A 23,403-nucleotide genomic window follows, 5' to 3' on the forward strand; every position below is an offset into this window, starting at 1 on the left:
TTTTATGCTGTCTGCCCGATCCGCGCCGAGAGGTGGCTCAGGCGGTCATCCACTATAACAGTCTCGGACGGTTTCAACTGCTGGTGGCGTGGGTATCGGGGCTCGGCTCGGTCATTCAAGATCGGGGCATCCCACCCGTCGGTTGTTTCAAAAAACCGATCTACACCGTCTTCTCCGAAAGCGCGCAGATATCCCTGTACAACCACGTCGATATAGCTGAGCAACAACGGGTGGCGATTGCTGGGTTCGGTGTGACGGCCATGTGGCACCGCATAGACGGCGATTTCGACATCATGGGTTAGGGGATGTGTAGTCGCTTGTGTTGCCGGAACCCGGTCATAGGCCCATTCCCGTTCATCCAGCGCTTCCCAGTCGTTTTTCGGGACATGAGCGATCATTCCTTCGATCTCGCAAGCCGGATCCGGCACCGCGGTTAGAAATGCCACCGGGCGCAGATCGGTGTGCCGCCACGCGCGCCGCCAGCCTTTCAGCCGGGCCGGATGAGGGTCGGGGAAATCGTGGGTCGAGAGGTTCACAAGGCTGCCATAGCCAAAGAAATAGGGGTCTGCCACGGGCTCTAAGTCCTTTGAAAGCGATTGATGTATGTCAAACCGCTTTTTTCCCGAACATGCAATAAGGTCTCACGTTGAAGTCAGGGAGGCCATCATGCGGATTACCAAACGGACAAACATCGCAGTGCGTCTTTTGATGTATTGCGCCGCTCATATGGATCGGTTGGTGACAAAGGCCGAGATCGCAGACGTGTGCAATATCTCGGAAAATCATTTGGCACAGGTGATCAACCAACTGAGCCAACTGAACTATCTGAGTACTCAACGCGGCCGGAACGGCGGTATGTCGCTGGCGCGCCCGGCGGATCAGATCCGCATTGGGTCCGTCTTTCGTCATGTCGAAGGCAACCTGCCAATTGCGGAGTGTTTTGCCGATGCCGACAACACCTGCCCCTTGACAGATGCCTGTCGGTTGCGTGTGGCCCTGCGGGACGCGGCCGAGGTGTTCTACGCTTCGCTGGACGAAATCACGCTGGACGCACTGGTCTGCGACAACGACCGGTTGTTGCAGATATTGCAACCTGTGGCCTGCGTCCGCTAATCGGCAGCGCGCAAGATACGGGCCGGTCGCACCGCGAGCGGGCGCAAAGCAAAGATAAGGCCCGCGCCCAAAGTTACGAGGACTCCGGCCAGAACGATACCCAAGGCTGAGGTCCAGATGACCGTGAAGCCGGTGTCGAAGATGTAGGTGGCGACGGCCCAACCTCCCAATATGCCTGTCAGCAGCGCTACGCCGCCTGCCGCCGCGCCGAGCAGAATCGAACGCAGCGCAAAGCTGAGAAGGATGCGCCGACGGTCCGCGCCAAGAGTCTTGAGGATCGCGGATTCATACTGGCGCGCAATTTCTCCCGCAGCGGCGGCTCCAATCAAAACCAGAAAGCCGGTCAGTAAGGAAACACCTGCGCCGTAAGAGGTCGCCGCAGCCAGCCCGGCCAGCAGGCCCGAGACACGATCAATCGCATCGCGCACCCGGATGGCTGTGATGTTCGGGAACTGTCCGGCCAGATCGCGCAGAATGGCGGCCTCGGCCTGTTCCTCGGCATAGACGGTGGCGATGAAACTGTGTGGAGCACCGGCCAAAGCAGAGGGGTTCATCGACATGATGAAGCCCATACCTGCAGTCGAAAAGTCGACTTCGCGAAGAGATGTTATTTCGGCACGGATGTCGCGTCCTAGAATGTTCACTGTCAATTCGTCGCCAAGGGCGAGGCCCATTTCTTCGGCTTCTTCGGCGGCGAAGCTGACTTGCGGGGTGCCAGTGTAGTCCTCGGGCCACCATTCTCCGGCTGTGATACGGGCATTTTGGGGTTGCGTGGTGGAATAGGTGACGCCTCGGTCGCCATCCAAAACCCAGTGATCACCGGCCACCTCTCGGGCGGGCTGGCCGTTGATCTGGGTGATAATACCGCGCAGCATTGGAGCGCTTTCGATGCGGCTGACGGCGGGGTCGGATTCCAACCGATGACTAAAGCCGGGCATTTGGTCTTTCTGGATGTCGACAAAGAAATACGACGGAGCCACGTCAGGCAGATTGCCTGATATCGCGTTGCGCAATGTACCGTCGATTTGACCGACGGCGGCCAGTACGGACAACCCGAGCCCGAGTGACAGGACAACCGAAGCGGCCCCTTCACGTGGATCCGAGATGGCCGACAAAGCCCATCGCAGGGCAGGATGACCGCGCGCCGATTTGGCGCTGACACGGGCCAGTTTACGGATCGCAAAGGCGGAGAGAGTCAGAAGCAACAGCGCGCCGATGAGCCCACCGCTGGTCCAGAGCGTCAGTCGGATCGAGCCGCTGAACACGGAAGCCGCCGTGATCAGAAGCGCCAAACCGATGCCGGTCGCGACCACAAACACTGTACGTGGGATAGCACTGGCCGACGATAGGGCATCACGAAACAAGGTTGCCGCACGTACCTCCTCTGTGCGGGCAAGGGGCCAGAGAGTAAACAGGAACGCGGTCAGAACCCCGTATAGCGCCGCCTCGGCCAGAGGACGTGAATAGAGCGAGAAGACTGCCGGGACAGGCAGGCGCGCCTCGATCAGTGGGGCCAGAAGCAGAGGTAGAAGACCCCCCAAAGCAATGCCAATTGCAATGCCGATACCAGACAGAACCCCGATCTGGGTCATGTAGGTCTGAAAGATCGTCGCCCGGTCCGCCCCCAATGTGCGCAGCGTGGCGATGGTTTCGGTCTTCTTTGCCAAAAAAGCGCGGACAGCGGCTGACACGCCAATGCCGCCCACAGCAAGACCGGACAGACCGACCAGAACCAGAAAGGCGCTGAGGCGGGTAACAAATTCCGCGATCCCTGGCGCGCCATTACGGGCATCGGTCCAGCGCATCCCGGTACCATCGAAGCTTTGCTGCGCAGTCTCAAACAGGGTGGCAAGATCGGTGTCTGGCGGCAGATTCAGTCTGTACTTGGTGGAAAACAATGTCCCCGGCGCCAACAGGCCCGAGTCCCGCAGATCTTCGGTGCGGACCAGAGTGCGCGGCCCCAGCGCGAATCCGTCTGCGGCGCCGTCGGGTTCGTGTATGAGGGCAGCTGTAAGGACAAATTCTTGCGCGCCAAGGGCGAAACGGTCTCCTACGGTCAGGCCCAGACGATCGATAAGCACTGGGTCCATAACAGCGCCCGGCAGGCCTTGGGTCCCATCCAGAGCAGTGGGCAGAGGTTGGTCAGGGTCCAGCAAGGGCGTGCCCAGCAACGGATAGGCCGCGTCCACAGCCTTCACTTGTGTCAGGGTACGCTGAGTTTCGTCCCCCTGCCGAACAACGGCCATCGAGCGGAAATCGACCACTTCGGACATATCCGTTGCGACCTGTTGCATCCACTCCCGCTCGTCACCACTGGCAAAACGGTAGGTGAAATCCAACTGGGCGTCGCCGCCCAGCAAGGCCGCGCCTTCCTGTGTCAGCCCGGTCTGAATGGCCTGACGTACCGACCCAACAGCGGCAATTGCTGCAACACCCAGCGCAAGACAGGCGATAAAGACGCGAAATCCACGGACTCCACCGCGCAGTTCCCGGCGCGCCAGACGGCTGGCCAGCCTCAGGCTCATTCCGCTGCCTCTTTCTGAGCATCCTCTGTAATTGTCCCATCGCGAAGTCGCACCACTCGATCACATCTCCGCGCCAGACTATGACTGTGAGTTACCAGAACCAGCGTCGCACCGTGCCGGTCGCGCAAGCCGAACAGTAGGTCGACGATGGCTGCGCCCGTTGCCTCGTCAAGATTCCCCGTGGGTTCGTCCGCCAGCAGGATCTGAGGTCGTGGGGCCGAGGCCCGCGCCAGTGCGACGCGCTGCTGCTCACCTCCTGACAATTGCGCCGGAAAGTGATCTCGGCGATGCGACAGACCGACCGCGTCCAGTTCTGCCGTGGCTCGGTCAAATGCATCACGGTGCCCGGCCAGTTCAAGCGGGGTGGCAACATTTTCCAGCGCAGTCATTGTCGGGATCAGGTGGAAATTCTGAAACACCACACCCATCGTATCGCGCCGGAACCGGGCCAGTGCATCTTCGTCCATGTCCGTCAGGTTTTGGCCCAAAGCGGTGATCTCGCCCGCCGTTGCCTGCTCCAACCCACCCATCAACATTAGCAAAGAGGATTTACCCGATCCGGACGGTCCCACCAACCCCAGGGTTTCGCCTTGGGCCACTGTCAGGGTGATGTCGTGCAGGATATTTACCCGCCCGGCATTGCCATCCAGCGACAAAGCGGCATTTTGGAGCGAAAGAACAGGTGTCGTCATAGGTCTTTCCAAACGGGAATAGTCAATTGGGATATGGAGCGGTTCTGAGGTTGCGCAAGGCTTTGATGTCGGTGCTGTTTATCTGCTGCGGCTTTGTGGCCACAGCCGAACAGGTGGTGATCGCCGCTTTAGGAGACTCGCTCACGCAAGGCTATGGGTTGCCCGAACAAGATGGCTTTGTACCTCAGCTGGGTCGGTGGCTGCAGGAGCGAGGTGCAGATGTGCGTCTGATCAATGCGGGTGTATCGGGTGACACCACGGCAGGCGGCGCGGCGCGGGTGGACTGGACGCTGACGCCGGAAGTCGACGGGATGATCGTGGCGCTGGGTGGCAACGACCTGCTGCGAGGGATCGACCCAGCCGTGTCGCGCGCCAATCTTGAGGCGATCCTTGAAGCGGCAGGGGCATCGGATGTCGATGTCCTGTTGGTCGGGATGCAGGCACCGGGCAATTACGGGGCGGGCTACAAAGAGGCATTTGACGCCGTTTACCCTGAATTAGCCCAACAGTTTAAAACAGGTTACGCCCCCAGTTTCTTTGCCGGGCTGACCGCCGAAGGCGACCCGGATGCCGCGCGCAAATACATGCAGCCGGACGGCATCCATCCTAATGCCGACGGAGTGGCGTTAATTGTTAAAAATCTGGGGCCCTATGTTCTTGAGCTTGTGACCGCGACCCAGCAGTAATCAGACGACGGAGACCACCGTGCCGATGGGCACACGCTCATACAGGTCGATGACATGCTCGTTCAACATCCGGATGCACCCATTCGAAACCGCGCGCCCGATGGTTTGCGGCTGGGTTGTTCCGTGAATACGGAAATAGGTATCCACGCCGTTCTGGAATAGATACAACGCCCGCGCACCTAACGGATTATCACCCCCGCCAGGCTGGACGTAATCGTTGTCTTTGAAACGGGCATAGGTGATTGGCTCACGCTCGATCATCTCGTCGGTCGGGCGCCACGTCGGCCACTCTTTCTTGACGTCGATCGTGGCGGTGCCAGTAAACTCTAACCCGGCCTTACCAACCCCGCAGCCATAGCGGATCGCCTTGCGGGGCTCGGTGACGTAATAGAGATAGAAGGAACGGGGAACCACTAGCAACTGGCCCGGTTGGAACTCTTTCTTGATCCGCACGAATTGCGGCGTCGGATCGTATTCGACAGCCTTTTTCTTTGCCATCGCAACGCCGGGCACAAGGCTGGCGGCGGCAGTTGCAGTCAGGAAAGTACGGCGCGTGAACATTTCAGCTCTCTTTACCAAAACAGTATGAATTTAATCCCAATGTCGGAATGATAGCCGATTTGGTCAATCGTCGGGCAAAAATAACGAAAGTTTGATGTTATCGCCGAGCCACAGTTGTGAATCGGACTTGGGCGCGTTTGCAGAGCGCCGGAAAGTAAAGGGCCAAGGAATACTTGGCCCTTTCAGAAGCTTAGGCCAGCTCGATATTGTCGGCGCTTTCGCGGCCGTCACGACCCGAGCGCAGCTCGTATGTGACTTTCTGGTTGTCGGCCAGACCGGTCAGGCCCGAGCGTTCCACAGCCGAGATGTGTACAAAGATGTCTTTGCCGCCATCTTCGGGCGCGATAAAGCCGTAGCCTTTGGTGGTGTTGAACCATTTTACGGTGCCTGCGGGCATATCCGTTGTCTCCTGTTTGGTGCTGCCCACGGAGATGCGGCAGCCTGGCGTCGTCGGTCTGGATCGAGTGACTGAGCGCCGTGGAAGGAGACAGTAGGTCGAAATAGAAAAACGTAAGCCCTCTGGATATGGCATTGAGGTCGGGGTGTGGCAAGGGCGGAGTTTGTGGTTTTTATAAGGGTTCCAGGGGCAATTGTCCGAATTGCACGAGAAACTGCCGACGGCGGCACGACGGCTCTATCCAAGGAACAAGGCCCACACGTGCTGTTTGTGACCGATGTCTCGCGCTCACTCTTGCGCAGAATCTTGACATTGACCGGGCGTTCGAAATACCCCACGGGCAAATCGAAACGTGATGACGGGCGTTCCTGATACCCCGTCTAGATCAAACATCAATTCCGGAAGCAGATTTTGTCATTCCTTAATAACTCCTCACTCATGTCTGTGATTGCATTCATTCTTCTTGTGCTCATCGCCGTTGCAATGGTGTTTGTTGCAATCAGGCTCAGAAAAATAGAACGCCGTCTCAAGGGAGAGTCCAGTAAGAACCGCGTCGCGCGTCGCGTTGCAGCGCGGAAGGCCAAGAAGGACGGCATGGAGATTACCGACCTCGATCTGCGGCATACCGAGAACTGCAAGCTGCTGCCCAACCGCGAGATGTTACTGAACATGATGCCGAAGGATGCGGTCGTTGCCGAGGTCGGTTCCGCATTTGGCGATTTCTCGAACGAAATCCTGCAACGGTGCGCCCCCAAACAGTTGCATCTGGTCGATTCATGGGCGTCGGAAAGATACCAGATCGGGTTGAAGACAATTAAGAAGAACCTCGCGGACGAAATCTCGGCTGACCGGCTTCATATTCATCAGGGACTGTCCACCGAGGTTCTGCCGACCTTCGAGGGTGGATTTTTCGACTGGGTCTATATCGACACCAACCACTCATATGAGACCACGCTGGAAGAACTGCTGATCTGTGACAGTAAGGTCTCGGAAACTGGTAGGATCGCGGGGCATGACTTTTGCACTGGCAACGTTATCGATGCGGTCCCTTATGGGGTGGTCGAAGCCGTCACCAAATTCTGCAAGGACAGAAACTGGCAGTTCGAGTACCTGACAGTCGAAAGCCACGGCCATTTTTCGTTCTGCCTGCGACGTCTGGGTTGATGGTGTAAAGCAGGTAGAGGGCCTGCGTACCAAGGTCTGCGGAGCGTCCAACCGATTTGCCGTATTCGTCAATCCCTTGCGATCTTCGCGCGGGTCAGGTCGATCCGGAGTGGAAGAGCGTTGTGGTGGAGGGAACGTTCGAAGAGCAGTCGGATCGGTGATTTCACCCATCATTTTTGGTGTTGGAGCTTGGGGCTGGTTTGGCGCACGGGACCAGATTGTGCGGGCGTTTCGGAAAAAGTGTCGAGCAAGAGATCGGGTGAAATCCCATCCTACATTTGCTGACCGCTGTAGAAGGAGACAGTAGGTCGAAATAGAAAAAAGTTAGCCCTTTGGATATGGCATTGGGGTGGGTGTCTGGCAAGGGTGATCGGATTTTTGCGTCCGACATTCTATTGCTTTTGGAGGTTCAGAATAACAACCTGTTTGAGTTTCAGAGTATTTTTGAAAAAGGTGAAAGAGTGACAAATAAATTAGGCCTCTGGTACAGCCGGGTGATGTCCGACTCGGCATTGATAAAACCCTTCACTTCAGAGCAAGCGTTGAACGACTTACAGGCCGCCGGTGCGGTGGACGAAAAAAACATGGCAGGTATTGTTCAATCACGCGAAGCTTTTCCCGATGTGATTTTTGGAACGTATCCAAACAAGAAACTCAAAGCACAGCCCGACATTTTCTTCGGGTCATGTGGCCTTGTCGTATCTCGCGCAGTCGCTGACGTTCTCCACGAGGCGGAACTTGGGAAGACAAGGCTATACCCCTTGAGTGTTTGCCAACACGACCGTGTGACACTGGTCGGAGGGGAGTATTATTTGCTGGCTCTAGGAGAGCAAAAAGCCGCGTTCGTTCCAGAACGGTCAAACCGGGTCGTACCCTTTGGGAATGTACCTGACACTTGGATCAAACGAGGTCGCAAGCCTGAAGATTTTGATTTTGTTGTCCGAGATATCGCATTGGAAGGCGTGGATTTGTGGGTCGACCCTCGCTTGCGCAGAAGCCTGTTCCTCAGTGACCGTTTGGTGAAATCGCTAAGGGCTGCAAAGGTCACGCGGCGTTTTGGGCTGAGTAAATGCGAGGTTGTTCCTACTTAAGCCGTTTTGGTAAGCGGGTTAAGAACGCGGGTCGCAAAAAGGACGAAAGCGTCCGCGTGGCAGACACTTTCTTGCGTGTTTCGGGGTTTGGACGGCTAAGATTACCGCGCAAACTTCTTATGCTTCAACCGCTTGGGCTCCAGCGCATCTGGTCCGAGGCGGCGCTTTTTGTCCTCTTCGTAATCCTCGAAGTTGCCCTCGAACCATTCCACATGGGCATCGCCCTCGAAGGCCAAAATATGCGTGCAAATCCGGTCAAGGAAGAATCGGTCGTGCGAGATGACCACGGCGCAGCCGGCGAAATCGACCAGCGCGTCTTCCAGTGCGCGCAGGGTTTCGACGTCCAGATCGTTGGTCGGTTCGTCGAGCAGCAGGACGTTGCCGCCCTCTTTCAGGAGGCGGGCCATGTGGACGCGGTTGCGCTCACCGCCGGATAGCAGCGAGACTTTTTTCTGCTGGTCGCCGCCCTTGAAGTTGAAGGACGAGCAATAGGCGCGGGAATTGACCTGCGCGTCGCCCAGCTGGATGATCTCGGCGCCGCCGGTGATCGCCTCCCACACGGTGTCGTTGTCTTTCAGGTCATCGCGGGACTGGTCGACATAAGACAGCTCGACCGTGTCGCCCAGCGTGATGGTGCCGCTGTCGGGCTGTTCCTGACCGGTGAGCATCTTGAAGAGCGTCGATTTACCCGCACCGTTGGGGCCGATGACGCCGACGATGCCGCCGGGGGGCAGGGCAAAGTCGAGCCCTTCGATCAGTTGCTTGTCGCCCATGTGTTTCGACAGACCCTCGACCTCGATCACCTTGCCACCAAGGCGCTGGCCGTTGGGAATGACGATCTGGGCGCGGGTGAGCTTTTCGCGTTCGGACTGTTCGGCCAGCTCGTTATAGGCGTTGATCCGGGCCTTGGATTTGGCCTGACGTGCCTTTTGGCCCTGACGCATCCATTCCAACTCGCGCTGCAGGGTCTTCTGCTTGGATTTGTCCTCACGCGCTTCCTGTTCCAGCCGCTTGGCTTTTTGTTCCAGCCATGCGGAATAGTTGCCTTCGTAAGGAATGCCACGGCCGCGGTCGAGCTCCAGAATCCAGCCGGTGATGTCATCCAGGAAATAACGGTCGTGGGTGACGATCAGGATGGTGCCTTTGTAGTCGATCAGGTGCTGTTGCAGCCAGGCGATGGTCTCGGCGTCCAGGTGGTTGGTCGGTTCGTCCAGCAGCAGCATGTCGGGCGCTTCTAGCAACAGCTTACACAGCGCCACGCGGCGTTTCTCACCGCCCGAGAGGTTAGCGATGTTGGCGTCGTCCGGCGGGCAGCGCAGCGCCTCCATTGAGACATCGATCTGGCTGTCGAGATCCCAGAGGTTCTCGGCGTCAATTGCGTCCTGCAGGGTGGTCATTTCCTCCATCAGCTCGTCCGAGTAATTCTCGGCGATCTCCATGGCGATTTCGTTGAACCGGTCGACCTTGGCCTTTTTTGCGGCCACGCCCAGCATGACGTTTTCCCGGACGGTCAGCGATTCATCCAGCTGCGGTTCCTGAGGCAGGTAACCGACCTTGGCGCCCTCGGCGGCCCAGGCCTCGCCCGTGAAGTCGGTGTCGAGCCCGGCCATGATCTTCATCAGCGTCGACTTACCCGCGCCGTTGACGCCGACAACACCGATTTTCACGCCCGGCAGAAAGCTCAGGTGGATGTTTTCAAAGCACTTCTTGCCACCGGGATAGGTCTTGGAGACACCCTGCATGTGGTAGACATATTGATAGGCGGCCATGTCGCGTCCTCTGGGTCGGGGAAATTGAGTTGGGCGGTGTGATAGCGGATGCGGTTGGTGGGGGCAATCGTGGATGATTGTGACCCACTATCTGATTTGCAGTGCGCTAGAGTCAAAGACCTCCAGATACTCTTCGCAGAATTCCGGGAGAAGGTTCTCTGGTATCAATAGTGTACTCGGACCAAATACCTCTTGATGACCGCGAGCAGCCCTCAAGACACGAGTCCATGACGCAAGATCACTTTGATCGAAGCGAAAAACTTGTTGCAGATCTTGTGGTGTTAACTTGTTCTCTCTCATCAGCTCGTAAGTGTGAGAAGCGCAAACTTTTGTAATCGCCATAGTTACCAGAATCTCATCGGAAATGTGTTGAGGTCTGTTAGGTGGAATCAAGGCGAGAACTGACAAAATCCTTTGAATGGTCCTTAGAGTCATCGGCAGGGGGCCAGAGTACAATCCTAAAAGGGCGCGCGTGGTTTTGTGTATCGGGATGGGTATCTGCATTTGGGCAGATGCAAAATTGAAATAATGTAAATAGTCTTGCGTGTACTAGATCATTCTAGGCAGTTTTAACTTCAAGGAATAGAACTTTTGAAGATATGCTTCAGCTTCTGTCCCACTTCCGTACCTTGCTTTGACACTGTTTTGTAGTTGTTCCAGATTGACACCAAGAACGAAGTGTACTCCATCTACGTTGAAGAAGTGTTTGATGGTTTCCAGCAGCAACAGCGCGTAGTCAGGACGGCAGCGATCTAACTCGTCTACCACGATCACGAGCTTCTTCGTGGGTCTTTCGTTGCCGTTTTCCTCTTTGGGTTCAGTCAACTCCGTCAAAGCAAGGCGAAATGCGTCCATTGCCGCAATTTTCGCCTGATGTGCGTCCCAGAATTGTTCCGCTTGTTTGTCTCCCGTTTCCTTACTGAGGAAAGCTTTGGCTTTATCACTCACGGCCTGCGCGATTTCATCACCCAGGTCGCTGAGTATTTCAGTGGCGCCGAAAGTGACAGCAGATAGTCCAATGCGCCCGGCAGCTTTGCTCACAGCCCAAGCAGTTTTCTTGAGGTGTTGTGTCAGCTTCTGGTTCTGTTCATGTTGTTTGCCCTCCGGTTTCCGGAACCGGTCAGCAATTGCTCCGGTCAAGGCAACAAGAGGATCATCCAAAAAATCATGCTTGAACGCATCGAAATAGACCGTTTGAGTAGTGGTCCCATCGCGCTTCAGATGCTCGCCCACCCAGCATTTCAGGAAAAACGATTTGCCGGACCCCCACGCTCCGTCCAGAGCGATCACAAGTGGGTCATCGATGCGTTTGACCAGTTCCGAAAGTTTGTCACCAGTCGGTTTTCGAGAGAGTTTGTCGTAGGCGGCAAAGCCATCTTCATAAAGCTCAATCTTGGGGTCAGGGATGGTCAGGCGCATGTCTAGCTCCAATTCACAAATCTATCAGCGCTACTATTAGCGGCTGCCGCGGGAACGGCCAGACTGCTAGATGAGGGTAGGTGTGATAATCTCGGAGCCCTTGATGTCCTTGAAAAATCTCATTGCCGGCTGGGCGCAGCCAGGACGTGTCGAATGGATCGGGCTGCGGCCCGAGCGACGGTCGGAGATGACTGTTGTGGACGAGGTCATGGTCTCTGCCGATGGATTGGACGGTGACCGCAGCCGCGCAGGCAAACGGGCGGTGACTGTGATCCAGCAAGAGCATCTGGCGGCGATTGGATCCTATCTCGGGCAGGGGTCGGTTGCCCCCGAAATCCTGCGGCGCAATTTGGTGGTGTCAGGGATCAATCTGGCGGCGCTCAAGGGGCGCGAGGTGCAGGTGGGCGAGGCCATTCTGCGTTATACCGTTATCTGTGCGCCGTGCAGCCGGATGGAAGAGGTGTTGGGAAAGGGCGGTTACTCTGCCGTACGCGGGCATGGCGGCTGGTGCGCCGAAGTGGTGCGGCCTGGGCGTGTCCGACTGGATGACCCCGTACAACCTGTTGAATTGTAAACCGTCTGAGTTCTGAACTTCATCAAGGGATGGAGCGATACGGTATTCCAAAGGTGCCACCCTGGCGGATCCAGATAGGTCGAAAACGTGCCGGTTAGAGGACACAACTGAGAGTTCCAGACGACGTTTACCCCAATCATCAGGGGTTAATTCGGATTCCACTGCCTAGAGACAAACGAAGTAGTGATTTTGAGTCTCCGTGTTATACTCAAACCAGTTTGCTTGGGATCTTGGGGGTTTTTTAAAGTTTTTGTTCAAGGAGTTACGAGTGAAGCGTATCCTAAAGTCGTCGTTGATTGGGGTTCCAGTTCTGTTAATGCTGGCAACAATCCTGTCGAGACAGGGTTTACCCCTTTTGGACTTGTCACCAAGAACTTGGCTGTACATTTCGATATCAACCGTTTGCCTCGTCTTTTTCTGGAATTTGGTGGAGCGGGAGTACGCGCCGGATAGAAGGGCAGTCTCGATCGAAAACGCACGTCCAAGATGGTTGATCCTGTGCCTCGGAGTGATTGCGTTTGGCTTTCCTTTGGTGGTGATGATCGGAACAGTTGCTCAACCGTGGTGGGAGCCCGGTGATCTTTTGCGAGACCCGCTCAATGTAGCATTCCAGAGGATGGACAGGACAGGAAGTATCGCTGGTTGCTGTGGCTCGGAAGCGGGCGCAGTTTCGTTATTGGGCAATTTGGTTACCATGGCAGCTGCTGCAATTTTTGGATTTGCGGCAATTCAACGGGCATTGAACGTTAGGAAACTGGATGGTGGTGTACTTCTTTGTTTGCTCGGCTTCTGTTTCGCAACTGTTGTCACACTGGATGACCTGTACAGATTACATGAAGAGCATCAAAGAAAATTTGTCGTTTTCTATGCGACATTTCTGGGGGCGATCGTGTGTCTTAGCTTTTATTGGCAGAGTTGGTTCGAAAACAGTTTCTTGGCCGCCACGGCCCTATTCTTCGTCGGCTCCATTGCGATTGATACTGTTCTAGAGCATCATTTTGGCGCGTATCGCGTGGTTATCGAAGATGGGATGAAACTGTTCGGGTTCTGTTGCCTGTTGGTCTATGCATTAGTTTCGGGCTTGCGGTTTTCCAAAGATGATCCACACGGAACGGGTTGAAACTGGCAGCACGTTTACTTTGAGTGGGGCGGCAGGTCGACTGGAGCAGTTAATTCTCTTGGTCTGGCCGCCGATCCTATGTGATTGACAAGCGTCAATTTCTTTGAACATCAGCAGGGGATGTTGCGCAGCACGATCCCATACGCACGACCTGGGCAGGTCATTGGTTTGTTCGGCGGGTCTTTCGACCCACCGCATCGGGGCCACGTACACGTAACGCTTGAGGCGATGAAGGCCTTTGGGCTGGACCGGGTTTGGTGGCTGGTGTCACCGGGAAATCCGCTCAAGGTGCAGGGTCCTGCGCCGCTTGCGAGGCGTATGCGTGCAGCCCATGAGGTCATGAAGCATCCTCGGGTGGAAATCACGGATATTGAAGCCCTAACGCGAACGCGCGCAACAGCCGATACGTTGGCAGCCCTGAAGCGGTTGTACCCTCAGGTGAGGTTTGTGTGGCTGATGGGGGCCGACAATCTGGCGCAATTCCATAAATGGAAAGACTGGCGGCTGATCATGGACAGCGTGTCGGTGGGTGTGATGGCACGGCCGGGAGATCGAATCTCTGCTCGGATGTCGCCTGCTGCAAGGCTTTACGCTAAATACCGCATCGACGGCCAGGCGCGGCATTTACTGGGGCGGGCGCAAGCTCCGGCGTGGTGTTTTGTCAATGTGCCGATGGTGGATGTCAGCTCGACCGAGATAAGAACGCGCGGGGGATGGGGCGGCGAGGTGTTGCCTGAATAGCCCCCATGGGCGCATAATCCCATTCAATGGTTGTTTGCCTGAGATCTCTGGGATTTTAATTGGCCCATGGTTGATCGTATTTCGCGTCGTTTATTTCTGGCAGGTCTTGGGGCATCGGTTGTGTCGGGTGCGGCCTTGGCCGAAGCCCCCGTGCAATCGTTGCGCCCGCAGTTGCGCGGGGATCTTCCCAGCGGGGCTGAACGCCTGATCCAAGCGGCTGGGCTGCGCGGCGAAGTTGTCTTTGCTGTGGCTGATGTGGAAACCGGTACTCAGCTTGAGGCATTTGGAGGTAATCAGGGATTGCCGCCTGCCAGTGTCGCAAAGGCGCTGACCGCGCTCTATGCGCTGGACGTATTAGGCGCGGATTACCGGTTCGAGACAGCGTTGATAGCGGACGGTCCAATTGAGAACGGAATTCTGGAAGGAGACTTGATCCTTGTGGGCGGCGGGAACCCCCTGCTGGACACCGATGATCTTGCGACGATGGCGGCCAATCTGCGCGAGGCGGGCATCACCGAAGTGCGCGGTGCTTTCAAAGTATATGATGGAGCGTTGCCTTACGTGTTCAGCATTGATCCGGGTCAGCCGGATCATCTGGGGTATAGCCCAGCCATCAGTGGCATCGCGTTGAATTTCAATCGCGTGCATTTCGAATGGAAACGCGCAGGTGCCAACTACAAGGTGACTATGGACGCCCGGACTGCCCGTTACACGCCGTCAGTGGATATGGCGTCGATGCGGGTCGAAAAGCGTAGTTTACCGATCTACACCTATCAGCCTAGCGCGCGGCAGGATCGCTGGTCCGTGGCCAGAGGTGCGCTTGGTAATGGCGGCGCGCGGTGGTTGCCTGTTCGCAAGCCTGCGCTTTATGCGGGTGATGTGTTTCGGACTTTGGCGCGTGCCAACGGTATTGTGTTGGGCCGCGTACAGATCACGCGGGAAACGCCGGAGGGGACTGTTCTGGTAGTGCACCAGAGTGACCCACTAGAGAGTATCCTGCGTGGCATGCTAAAATACTCGACCAATGTGACAGCCGAGATGGTCGGGATGGCGGCCTCGAAAGCGCGTGGTGCAGATATTCGTAGCTTGGCCGATTCAGCCATGGAAATGAACCGTTGGGCGGCTGAGACCTATGGCGTGACCGGCGTTGCTATGGTGGACCATTCGGGTTTGGGGGATGCTTCACGCATGGCGCCTGAGGCTCTGGTGGCGGCCCTTGTGGCAGCGCGGAAGGATGGGGCTTTGCGCCCGTTGCTGAAAAAGTTCACGCTGGCTGATAGTCAGGGCCGTCCTGTCAAGGACCACCCGATAAAGGTGGATGCCAAGACCGGGACGCTGAATTTCGTGTCGGGACTGGGCGGGTTCATCACTGCGCCGGATGGCTCGGAACTGGCCTTTGCCATCTTTACCGCTGACGTTAAGCGTCGCGCAACCATCCCTCGAGCGCTGCGCGAGCGTCCCGATGGTGCGCGCAGTTGGAACAGCAGGTCACGTAAACTCCAGCGGGCGTTGATCGAACGCTGGGGAGCTTTGGCCGGCAGCTAATCTCAGGTCGTGTGGCGTGCGCGTGCGCCGCGCTCGATTGCGGCCGCGTGCAGGCGGTCGATGCTCAACTCATAGCGAATCTCTTCCAGCAACCGCAGCTCAGTTTCCGCAAGTGACCCGTCCGCCGCTGCCACGTCGCAGGCCAGCGCATAGGCTGTTTCGTTGAGCCGCTCGGGCAGGTTTTCGCGGATCAGTCCAAACAGGGCGTCCAGCCCGTCCTCTTGTTCGAACAGGTCGAACACGGTTTGCGACACCCGGCGCGTGCGGTCGATATCATATTCGGCAAACACCGGCAGCATGTTGACCGCGCCCTCGATTTTGACCAACTCGGCCGTGCGGATGGTCTCATCTGACGCAGAAACCGCAACCATGATCGCAACAAGGCAATCCTGTGGGGACATCGGGTGGGGTACTTGTTCGGTCATGGTGTCGTCCTGATTGGGCTTTTTCGCGCTCGCACGATAGGAGGGCTGGCGGGCAGGTTCAACGGATTTCGCCGCTTGCCCGGTCAGAGAATGGGCAACGGCCCGCGTGTTTTGGTCTGACGCAGCACGAAATTGCTGCGTGTGTCACGCACCAAACCAGATTTCAGTAGACGCTGCATGATGAAATGTTCGAGGTCTTCGGGCGTCTTGGCGTAAACCTTCAGGATGAAGTCATGATCCCCGGTAATGGAGGCGCATTCGACGATCTGCGGTTCGGTCTCAACCAATCGCAGGAATGACGTGATGTTGTCCTCTTGATGGTCGCGCAAGGCGACGTGAACATAGGCGATGGCATCGAGGCCGACTGATTTGGCCCGGACCTGCGCCGTATACCCAGAGACCACGCCAGACGCCTCAAGATCACGCACACGCCGCCAGCATTGCGATGCTGAAAGGCTGGTGCGATCCGCGAGGTCCTGCATCGACAATCGGCCATCGGCTTGAAGCTCTTGCAAAATGGCGATGTCCGCAGGTTGAAGAGTTTGTTTCATAAAACATGATCCTACGATATATATTCTCCAAATTTATCCAAAATCACTACAAAACCAAACCAAAACCATCGGGCTGCATGGCTATACTTTTCCCTGAGGAGGAAAAAGTAATGCCAAAGTCGACTAAGTATGTCGCCAAGGTGGCCGATGATCGTGGCCACATCGTCTATACACCAGAGGAGGATGCCATCTGGGCAGACCTCTATGCCGCGCAGCAGGAGAACGTGCAGCGCTATATGGCGCGCGATTACCTTGAGGGGCTGAAACGACTGGACCTGCCGAAAACCCGCGTTCCCTCATGCGCGGATATCTCGGAGAGGTTGCTGGATATGACTGGATGGCGAGTTCAGCCCGTTCCGGCGCTGATCGGGTTCAAGACCTTCTTTGGCATGCTGGCCGACCGGGTGTTCCCGGCCGCGTCCTTCATCCGGTCGCGTGAAGATTTCGACTATATTGAAGAGCCGGATATATTTCATGAAATCTTCGGCCATACCCCGCTATTGAGCGATCCGCGCTTTGCCGCCTTTAGTCATGCCATCGGGAAGGCCGGGGTTCAGGCCGGTGACAAGGATTACTCCTGGCTGATCCGGTTGTACTGGTTCTCGATTGAGTTCGGTCTTCGTCGTCAGGACGGTGAGATCAAGGCGCTGGGATCGGGGCTTGCGTCCTCGCCCACAGAATTGGTTTACGCCGTTGAAAGCGAAATTCCCGACCGCGACCCGTTTGATATCATGACAATTTTGCGCACGCCCTATCGGATCGACATGCACCAGATGGGCTATTTCGTGCTAAACTCGCCAGAGGAGCTGTTTGCAGCCGCCGACCGCGACCTGCTTGCCGATGTGCGTCAGGCGCAGTCCCTTGGGTTGCTGCCCAACAAGTTCCCGGAAAAAACAACCGCAGCGGAGTGAACGGATCATGACCCTAACAGGAGAAACCTGCAGCCTATCGGACCGCACCTGCGTGCCCTGTTCTGGCGGCGTCCCGGCTTTGACCCGGGACGAGGCCAATACTCACATGGCCGAGCTTACGTCAGATTGGAAACTGGACGCGGACGCAAAGGCCCTGAGCCGTCATTACAAGTTCAAAGGCTTCGCAAAGGCGACTTACCTGGCCAATCTCTGTGCGTGGTTGGCCGATCAGCAAGGCCATCACCCGGACGTCTCCTTTGGCTGGGGTTATGTGGATGTCAAACTAACCACGCATGAAATCGGTGGTCTGAGCGAGAATGATTTCATCTGGGCCGCTAAACTTGACCGATTGACCGCGTAAAGCGGCCTTCTCATCAGGAAAAACCCTACAGTTTATTGACTCATGCTGCACCGGCACAATAGGAGGGGTCGGTCGGTTGCATAGGGCGACCGGCGCTGTTTTTCCCGATGGAGCAAATCTGATGTCTGAACTGCGTGAAACCGCGATGTCGTCTAAGGCCTGGCCTTTCGAAGAGGCGCGCCGGGTGCTCAAACGCTATCAGAAAGCGGCTCCGGAAAAGGGATATGTGCTGTTTCAGACCGGCTATGGCCCCTCGGGTCTGCCGCATATCGGCACCTTTGGTGAGGTCGCGCGGACGTCGATGGTGCGTCACGCATTTGAGCAGATCAGCGACATTCCGAGCAAGCTGATCTGTTTCTCGGATGACATGGACGGGTTCCGCAAGGTGCCGACCAACGTACCGATGCAGGAAGAATTGAAAGAAGACCTGCATCTGCCGCTGACCAAAGTACGTGACCCGTTCGGCACGCACGAAGGGTTTGCCCAGCACAACAACGCGATGCTGTGCGATTTCCTGGACAGTTTCGGGTTCGAGTACGAGTTTGCCTCGGCCACTGATTACTACACCAGTGGCAAGTTCGATGAGGCGCTGCTGACCGCACTGGAGCGGTTCGACAAGATTCAGGAGATCATGCTACCGACCCTCGGACCCGAGCGGCGTGAGACCTATTCCTGTTTCCTGCCGATCAGTCCGAAAACCGGCCATGTGCTGCAGGTGCCGACACTGGAGCGCAACGTCGCCAAAGGTACGATCGTCTATCAGGAGCCCGATGGCGAGAAGGTCGAGATCCCGGTCACCGGCGGTAACGTCAAAATGCAGTGGAAGCCGGACTGGGCCATGCGCTGGGCCGCGCTGGGCGTGGATTATGAGATGTCGGGCAAGGATCTGATCGACTCTGTCACGCAATCGTCGAAAATCTGCCGGGCGCTGGGTAAGCAGCCGCCCGAGGCGTTGAGCTATGAGCTGTTCAATGACGAGCAGGGGCAGAAGATTTCCAAGTCGAAAGGCAACGGCCTGTCGATGGAAGAGTGGCTGACCTATGCCGCGCCCGAAAGCCTGTCCTACTTCATGTATCAAAAGCCCAAGACGGCAAAGCGCCTCTATTTCGACGTGATCCCAAAGGCGGTAGATGAATATCACCAACAGCTACGCGCCTATCCGGGGCAGGAGCTGAAGAATCAATTGAACAACCCCGTTTGGCATATCCACGGCGGAGACGTGCCGGAATCCACGCTGATGGTGCCGTTTGCAATGTTGCTGAACCTTGCGTCTGTTTCTGGGGCCGAGGACAAAGAGGCTCTGTGGGGCTTCATCCGTCGCTATGCGCCCGAGGCGACGGCGGAAACCCATCCTGATCTGGATCAGGCGGCAGGGTTTGCCGTGCGGTACTTCAACGATTTCGTGAAGCCGACCCGTCAGCACCGCGCGCCAACGGATCAGGAGCGTGAAGCGCTGGAGGCACTGAAAGCTGCGCTTGAAACCTATGACGGTCCCGTCGAGGACGAGGCGCTGCAATCGGTGGTCTACTCCATCGGGCGCGAGCGGTTTGACCCGATGCGTGGCTGGTTCACGGCTCTTTATGAGGTGCTGCTTGGCGCGTCGCAGGGGCCGCGTTTCGGTGGCTTCATCGCGCTCTACGGTGTGCCAGAAACCATTGCGCTAATCGAAAAGGCGTTGGCCGGAGAACTGGTCTGATTTGACCTGATACCGCGTGGGGCTACCCTTTCGACAGGAGGTGACCCCATGCGTCGTTTTGTTTTTGCATTATCCCTGTGCGCCGGTTTGGCTTCGGGTGCGTTTGCACAGAGTGACGAGATCGAGGCGAATATTTCGGCGCAGATTCAAGCTTTCAAGGCGGACGACTTTACCACCGCCTTTACCTTTGCCAGCCCGAATATTCAGCGTCTGTTCCAGACGCCCGAGAATTTCGGGGTCATGGTCAAACGCGGCTACCCAATGGTCTGGCGTCCGGCCGACGTGCGGTTTCTCGAATTGCGCGAAGTGGCTGGTGCGTTGTGGCAAAAGGTAATGATCACCGACGGCGGCGGTCGGGTCCATATCCTTGACTATCAGATGGTGCCGCTTGAAACCGGCTGGAAGATCAACGGCGTGCAGCTTCTGGGGCACTCGGACCCGGCGGCCTGACGCAACACCACCGTCACGGTGACATGAGTGGCGGTTAATCCCTCTTCGATACTCAGGCTTTTGCGTTCGGGGCGCGCTGTCTCCGGGCACTGGATTTATGCGCGTGGCAGGTCACCACGCGCGATTGGGAAAGGGATTTCTATGAACAAGGCAATCACCGACGGCATCGTGTTCATGCCGCCTGCTTTCGCGAACGGTCTGAACGTGTGGTCCAGCGGCGACGGAACGTCTGGCTCGCCTACCTATGATGGGTCAGGCACCGGTGCGTTTGTCCCGGCTGATGCCGATTTCGGTGGTTGCTTGGAAATCCTGAAGGTCAGCACCACTCAGAGTCTGCGCTATATGGGCCAGACGCCGCTGCTGCCGGGGTGTTATTTGCAGATCACGGCGCGGGTCAAAGCCATCAGTGGTCCATTGCCCGAGGTGCGTATCGCCGGTTGGGCAGGCGGAGCAGGGGATGTGCAAGTCACAGGTCTAATCGAGCAAGGGCCGGTCGTTCAGCTCTCTGGTTATGGCACTGTACATGAGGTTACTGCCATTGTCGGCACTGGCCAACGCCCCGGCGTGGACATGCCTTGGGGCGTGCAAACACTATACGGGCATTTTGGTCTGGATATCGACGGAGCGAATGGCGCTGTTATTCGTGTAGACGATATCGAGATCACAGATGTCACCGGAGTTTTCCTGAGAAACCTGATCAGCCTCGTTGATGTGCGTGACTTCGGAGCTGTCGGCGATGGCGTAACAGATGACACAGCCGCGTTCGAGGCGGCAGATCAGGCCGCAAATGGGCGTCGCGTCTTTGTGCCTGAGGGCACATATTTTCTGGCAGAAAACACGTCGATGGCGTCCGAGATGGATTTTGAGGGCATCGTGACAATGCCCGATGACAAGATGTTGCTGTTGACCAAGAATTTCGACTTACCAAACTATATCAACGCGTTTGGCGACGAAATGTTAGCCTTTAAAAAGGCCTTTCAGGCACTGCTGAATAACTCTGACCATGAATCGTTGGACATGGGCGGGCGCAAGGTGTCGGTCACGGAACCTATTGATATGGCCGCCGCCGTTCCAAATCGGCAAGGCGGATACTCAGTTAGGCGCGTGATCCGAAACGGGCAGTTCGACGTCAAAAGCAGCTCGGCCTGGGATGCCGAGACGTTCACTTCGGTTGCGACCTACAACCCCGCTGATCCCACCCGCCTGACCAACGTTGCTAATGTGGCCAACATCCCAGTCGGAGCGTTGGTGCAGGGCAATGGGGTCGGGCGGGAGATCTATGTTCGGTCAAAGAACGAAGGCGCGGGCGAGATCACGCTGAACGCACCGATCTATGATGCCTCTGGCACGCAGACTTTTACCTTTCAGGTTTTCAAGTACCTGCTGGACTTCAGCGGCTTCAGCACATTGCGGAAATTCGGGATGGAACAGATCGAGTTTCAGTGCAATGGCCGTAGCAGTGGTATCCGGCTGGCCCCTTCAGGCAGCACCTTTGCGCTTTCCGATTGTTTCATCAGCCGTCCCAAGGACCGCGGGATCACCTCGATCGGAACAGGGTGTCAGGGCATGCTGATCGACAATTGCCAGTTCCTGTCGACAGAAGAGTCCTTCAACGTTTCGGACCGTAAGTCGATCGCACTGAACACCACGGCCAATGACGTAAAGCTGCGTCACAATCGGGCGGTCCGATTCCTTCACTTTGCTGTTCTGGGCGGGACGAACAACATGATCCTGGGAAATCACTTCTTCCAAGGCGACAGCATCCCTCAGGGTGTTCGCAGCGCTGGCATGATCATGATCGGGACCTACAACAGTTCAACCATCTCGGAAAACTATGTCGACAACTGCTTTGTCGAGTGGACCAATGAACGTGACGCGGACCCAGTCTACACTGCCGGGTTTTCGTTCAGCTCAATGGCTATCACCGACAATATTTTCTACTCCAGCGAAGTTGCCCCTTGGTTTAGTTGCATTGTCATTCGTCCGCACGGCGCTGGGCATTTCTTGAACGGTGTTGTGGTGACCGGGAATAAATTTCGTTCAACAAGCGGAAATATCGACCGTGCCGAACGGGTAGACACCACTTTCGCTGACCTTAACCGACTTGCGCATCGGGATGTGACGTTCCAAGATAATAACTTCCATGGGATCACTACGAAGGTTGCCAACCCACTACGTGTTCGACACACGCAAAGTTCGGCCTCTAGTGTCTGGGCGATTCAAGCTGGAGGTAGATTGCCATTCAGCGGGTTCGCGCGCAGTTGCGATGCGGTCACTGTTTTGGATCCTTTGAAAACGGTCTTTGGCACGACCAGGTTTGCCACCCCTTACGCGGAAATGGAGAAGGGGGCGGACAAGGATGCGATCAACCTGCGGTGGCCCGAAGCGGTGCGTGGAGAAGTTTCTGCAATCATCCGAATGGAACGCTGACCAGTGGGTGGTTGCCCTGGTTCCGGATAATCAGTTCACCGCATTCAGAACTCAGTCCACAGTGCGATTTTCAGGCCCGTATCAGTGCGGGCCTGATTGCGTTCAATGCCCAGAACCCAAGTGGTCTTACTGCTCCGGGGCCGGATCATGATCGAGGAGCGCGCTTTCCAGAACAGCGGCTTGTCAGGAGTATAGGTCGTTTCCAACTGTATCAGAGGATTCAGTAGCCGATCCGCAGAGAGTCCTGCTGTGATATCCAGTTTGCGGAAGACCGCGTCATGTGTGCGATATTCTACTGCGGTATCAACGGCCACCCAACCGTTCCCCCAACCGGATTGAAACCCTTTTCCATAGGAAAGGGTCAGCTTGTACAGCGCCCAGGCGTCTCGTTGCCTGTGGTGCGCACCAGCCCCGAATTCGGCTGCGAGACGTCCCCAGTTACCAAAATCAGAAACAGGGAGCCGGGCGAACAAAAGCGCATGCCCGTAGAGGTCGCGGTTCTCTTCGATGTCCAGTCCGATCGTCAGCTTGGGCCTATACCCAAACTCCGCATAAAATGCTGTTTTGTAATCATAAGTGTCGTTGGGATCTTTAAAAGCGGTTACCGAAGCCGCGGTAAAGGCCTTATCCTGTTCCCGCAGCCATGCTCCCGGCCAGGCCGGGGGGGCGGCAAACAGTAGAAGAAAAAGGTAAACAACCCGGCGCATGCGCGCAGCATCAGCCAGCATGGTTAACTAATGGTTAGTATTTTGTTCATTTTTTGGAAGCCAACAAAGAGCCTTCATCTGGAAAGGAAACACGAGACCTTTCCAATTCCTGTGTTAGGCTTACGAAAGATAAGGGAGAATCCAGATGCCGAAAATTTCCAAGAACGCGAGCGTCCAGACCGTCATCACCACATTCGAAATGACCCCTGGCACCTGCCACGATCTGTTAGAAGCGCTGACCGATGCCTATGCCGAGTTTATCTCGAAACAGCCAGGGTTTATTTCTGCCGGGCTTCATGTGAATGACGCCCAGACGCGGATTGCCAACTACTCTCAATGGGAGCGTCGCGAGGATTTTTTGGCCATGCTTCGGACACCAGAGATGCGTGACCGCAACCGCAAGATCAACGAGCTGTGCAAAAGCTTTGAGCCGGTGATGTATGATGTCGCAGATACATTTGGCAGTTCCTGATTT

Annotated in this window: 24 protein-coding genes; 14 read left to right on the top strand and 10 right to left on the bottom strand. The window is 56.5% G+C overall.

Annotated elements, in window-relative coordinates; all coding sequences use genetic code 11:
• Window positions 1-2 precede the first annotated feature (2 nt).
• Complete coding sequence (locus ABLN94_RS13090) at window positions 3-572, bottom strand: gamma-glutamylcyclotransferase family protein (protein WP_352992971.1); 570 nt, start codon at window positions 570-572, stop codon at window positions 3-5.
• 94 nt (window positions 573-666) lie between these two features.
• Between ABLN94_RS13090 and ABLN94_RS13095 the strand changes: the two genes are divergently transcribed.
• A complete protein-coding gene (locus ABLN94_RS13095; protein ID WP_170488882.1) occupies window positions 667-1,113 on the top strand; it encodes an RrF2 family transcriptional regulator in 447 nt (148 codons plus the stop codon).
• Here the strand turns inward: ABLN94_RS13095 and ABLN94_RS13100 are convergent.
• Together ABLN94_RS13100 and ABLN94_RS13105 are read right to left on the bottom strand one after the other, a co-directional pair.
• Window positions 1,110-3,638: an ABC transporter permease gene (locus ABLN94_RS13100; RefSeq protein WP_352992973.1), complete on the bottom strand. Its 2,529-nt coding sequence runs from the start codon at window positions 3,636-3,638 to the stop codon at window positions 1,110-1,112. The genes ABLN94_RS13095 and ABLN94_RS13100 overlap by 4 nt on opposite strands.
• Window positions 3,635-4,330 (bottom strand): ABC transporter ATP-binding protein, encoded by a 696-nt coding sequence (locus ABLN94_RS13105; protein WP_352992975.1) that lies wholly within the window; start codon window positions 4,328-4,330, stop codon window positions 3,635-3,637. The genes ABLN94_RS13100 and ABLN94_RS13105 overlap by 4 nt, the downstream gene beginning before the upstream one ends.
• Before the next feature lie 65 nt (window positions 4,331-4,395).
• On the opposite strand from ABLN94_RS13105, the gene ABLN94_RS13110 reads away from it, so the two are divergent.
• Window positions 4,396-5,016 carry an arylesterase gene (locus ABLN94_RS13110; protein ID WP_352992977.1) on the top strand — a complete coding sequence of 207 codons (621 nt, stop codon included), beginning with the start codon at window positions 4,396-4,398 and terminating at the stop codon, window positions 5,014-5,016.
• Here ABLN94_RS13110 and ABLN94_RS13115 read toward each other — a convergent pair whose 3' ends face one another.
• Both ABLN94_RS13115 and ABLN94_RS13120 read right to left on the bottom strand, forming a co-directional pair.
• Window positions 5,017-5,577: a L,D-transpeptidase gene (locus tag ABLN94_RS13115; protein WP_170488891.1), complete on the bottom strand. Its 561-nt coding sequence runs from the start codon at window positions 5,575-5,577 to the stop codon at window positions 5,017-5,019. It abuts the gene before it with no gap.
• A 190-nt stretch (window positions 5,578-5,767) separates the two neighbouring features.
• A complete protein-coding gene (locus ABLN94_RS13120) occupies window positions 5,768-5,974 on the bottom strand; it encodes a cold-shock protein (protein ID WP_170378838.1) in 207 nt (68 codons plus the stop codon).
• Between the two features lie 438 nt (window positions 5,975-6,412).
• Between ABLN94_RS13120 and ABLN94_RS13125 the strand changes: the two genes are divergently transcribed.
• Complete coding sequence (locus ABLN94_RS13125) at window positions 6,413-7,138, top strand: class I SAM-dependent methyltransferase (RefSeq protein ID WP_352992979.1); 726 nt, start codon at window positions 6,413-6,415, stop codon at window positions 7,136-7,138.
• 332 nt (window positions 7,139-7,470) lie between these two features.
• Window positions 7,471-8,229 carry a hypothetical protein gene (locus ABLN94_RS13130; protein WP_352992980.1) on the top strand — a complete coding sequence of 253 codons (759 nt, stop codon included), beginning with the start codon at window positions 7,471-7,473 and terminating at the stop codon, window positions 8,227-8,229.
• A gap of 101 nt (window positions 8,230-8,330) precedes the next feature.
• On the opposite strand, the gene ettA is transcribed toward ABLN94_RS13130, so the two are convergent.
• Both ettA and ABLN94_RS13140 read right to left on the bottom strand, forming a co-directional pair.
• Window positions 8,331-9,998, bottom strand: coding sequence for an energy-dependent translational throttle protein EttA (gene ettA, locus ABLN94_RS13135; RefSeq protein WP_010442471.1), 1,668 nt, complete (start codon window positions 9,996-9,998; stop codon window positions 8,331-8,333).
• 549 nt (window positions 9,999-10,547) lie between these two features.
• Window positions 10,548-11,417: a KAP family P-loop NTPase fold protein gene (locus ABLN94_RS13140; RefSeq protein ID WP_352992981.1), complete on the bottom strand. Its 870-nt coding sequence runs from the start codon at window positions 11,415-11,417 to the stop codon at window positions 10,548-10,550.
• Between the two features lie 103 nt (window positions 11,418-11,520).
• Here ABLN94_RS13140 and ABLN94_RS13145 point away from each other — a divergent pair, with 103 nt between their 5' ends.
• From ABLN94_RS13145 to dacB, 4 genes are all read left to right on the top strand, one after another.
• On the top strand, window positions 11,521-11,991 hold the full coding sequence (locus ABLN94_RS13145) for an MOSC domain-containing protein (protein WP_352992983.1): 471 nt from the start codon (window positions 11,521-11,523) through the stop codon (window positions 11,989-11,991).
• A 268-nt stretch (window positions 11,992-12,259) separates the two neighbouring features.
• Window positions 12,260-13,111: a hypothetical protein gene (locus ABLN94_RS13150; protein WP_352992985.1), complete on the top strand. Its 852-nt coding sequence runs from the start codon at window positions 12,260-12,262 to the stop codon at window positions 13,109-13,111.
• A gap of 120 nt (window positions 13,112-13,231) precedes the next feature.
• Window positions 13,232-13,852, top strand: coding sequence for a nicotinate-nucleotide adenylyltransferase (locus tag ABLN94_RS13155; RefSeq protein WP_352992987.1), 621 nt, complete (start codon window positions 13,232-13,234; stop codon window positions 13,850-13,852).
• Window positions 13,853-13,918: 66 nt separating this feature from the next.
• Window positions 13,919-15,397: a D-alanyl-D-alanine carboxypeptidase/D-alanyl-D-alanine endopeptidase gene (dacB, locus tag ABLN94_RS13160; RefSeq protein WP_352992989.1), complete on the top strand. Its 1,479-nt coding sequence runs from the start codon at window positions 13,919-13,921 to the stop codon at window positions 15,395-15,397.
• A 2-nt stretch (window positions 15,398-15,399) separates the two neighbouring features.
• Here the strand turns inward: dacB and ABLN94_RS13165 are convergent, their stop codons facing one another.
• Window positions 15,400-15,822, bottom strand: coding sequence for a tellurite resistance TerB family protein (locus ABLN94_RS13165; RefSeq protein ID WP_352992991.1), 423 nt, complete (start codon window positions 15,820-15,822; stop codon window positions 15,400-15,402).
• 83 nt (window positions 15,823-15,905) lie between these two features.
• Complete coding sequence (locus ABLN94_RS13170; RefSeq protein ID WP_352992993.1) at window positions 15,906-16,373, bottom strand: Lrp/AsnC family transcriptional regulator; 468 nt, start codon at window positions 16,371-16,373, stop codon at window positions 15,906-15,908.
• Window positions 16,374-16,483: 110 nt separating this feature from the next.
• Here ABLN94_RS13170 and phhA point away from each other — a divergent pair, with 110 nt between their 5' ends.
• The 5 genes from phhA to ABLN94_RS13195 all read left to right on the top strand — a co-directional run bounded on the left by phhA (window position 16,484) and on the right by ABLN94_RS13195 (window position 22,221).
• Window positions 16,484-17,284 carry a phenylalanine 4-monooxygenase gene (gene phhA / locus ABLN94_RS13175; protein WP_352992994.1) on the top strand — a complete coding sequence of 267 codons (801 nt, stop codon included), beginning with the start codon at window positions 16,484-16,486 and terminating at the stop codon, window positions 17,282-17,284.
• A gap of 7 nt (window positions 17,285-17,291) precedes the next feature.
• Complete coding sequence (locus ABLN94_RS13180; protein ID WP_352992996.1) at window positions 17,292-17,645, top strand: 4a-hydroxytetrahydrobiopterin dehydratase; 354 nt, start codon at window positions 17,292-17,294, stop codon at window positions 17,643-17,645.
• Between the two features lie 121 nt (window positions 17,646-17,766).
• Window positions 17,767-19,341, top strand: a complete 1,575-nt coding sequence (locus ABLN94_RS13185; protein ID WP_352992998.1) for a lysine--tRNA ligase — start codon at window positions 17,767-17,769, stop codon at window positions 19,339-19,341.
• Between the two features lie 48 nt (window positions 19,342-19,389).
• Window positions 19,390-19,791: a DUF4864 domain-containing protein gene (locus ABLN94_RS13190; protein ID WP_352992999.1), complete on the top strand. Its 402-nt coding sequence runs from the start codon at window positions 19,390-19,392 to the stop codon at window positions 19,789-19,791.
• A gap of 141 nt (window positions 19,792-19,932) precedes the next feature.
• Window positions 19,933-22,221, top strand: coding sequence for a glycosyl hydrolase family 28-related protein (locus tag ABLN94_RS13195; protein ID WP_352993000.1), 2,289 nt, complete (start codon window positions 19,933-19,935; stop codon window positions 22,219-22,221).
• Window positions 22,222-22,265: 44 nt separating this feature from the next.
• On the opposite strand, the gene ABLN94_RS13200 is transcribed toward ABLN94_RS13195, so the two are convergent.
• Window positions 22,266-22,949, bottom strand: a complete 684-nt coding sequence (locus tag ABLN94_RS13200) for a hypothetical protein (RefSeq protein WP_352993001.1) — start codon at window positions 22,947-22,949, stop codon at window positions 22,266-22,268.
• Between the two features lie 124 nt (window positions 22,950-23,073).
• Between ABLN94_RS13200 and ABLN94_RS13205 the strand changes: the two genes are divergently transcribed.
• Window positions 23,074-23,400, top strand: a complete 327-nt coding sequence (locus tag ABLN94_RS13205) for an antibiotic biosynthesis monooxygenase family protein (RefSeq protein ID WP_352993003.1) — start codon at window positions 23,074-23,076, stop codon at window positions 23,398-23,400.
• The last annotated feature ends 3 nt before the right edge of the window (window positions 23,401-23,403 follow it).

This window comes from Ruegeria sp. SCP11 (assembly GCF_040329455.1).
Taxonomy (GTDB): Bacteria; Pseudomonadota; Alphaproteobacteria; order Rhodobacterales; family Rhodobacteraceae; genus Ruegeria; species Ruegeria atlantica_E.